Source organism: Paenibacillus aceti (assembly GCF_003614185.1).
GTDB lineage: Bacteria > Bacillota > Bacilli > Paenibacillales > Paenibacillaceae > Fontibacillus > Fontibacillus aceti.
Map to the genome: position 1 here is coordinate 4,414,865 of NZ_KZ987724.1, position 319 is coordinate 4,415,183.

At 52.0% G+C, this 319-nt stretch carries 3 tRNA genes; all 3 read left to right on the forward strand.

From position 1 onward, the window contains the following. Positions 1-63 precede the first annotated feature (63 nt). The 3 genes from BFJ94_RS19865 (at position 64) to BFJ94_RS19875 (ending at position 314) form a co-directional block, all read left to right on the forward strand. Positions 64-140 (forward strand) — tRNA-Met (locus tag BFJ94_RS19865). Positions 141-148: 8 nt separating this feature from the next. Then, positions 149-224 (forward strand) — tRNA-Val (locus tag BFJ94_RS19870). Positions 225-238: 14 nt separating this feature from the next. Then, positions 239-314 (forward strand) — tRNA-Thr (locus BFJ94_RS19875). Positions 315-319: the final 5 nt, after the last annotated feature.

Here is a 319-nt window from a genome sequence, read left to right on the forward strand (position 1 = left end):
AGCGGTGCGAGGGTTCGAATCCCTCTCTCTCCGCCATTATATACAAGCTATAAATATTAATATGGCGGCGTAGCTCAGCTGGCTAGAGCGTACGGTTCATACCCGTGAGGTCGGGGGTTCGATCCCCTCCGCCGCTACCATATTACCTGGAGGCTTAGCTCAGCTGGGAGAGCATCTGCCTTACAAGCAGAGGGTCAGCGGTTCGATCCCGTTAGCCTCCACCATTTTAATATCATATGCCGGTGTAGCTCAATTGGTAGAGCAACTGACTTGTAATCAGTAGGTTGGGGGTTCAAGTCCTCTCGCCGGCACCATTTAT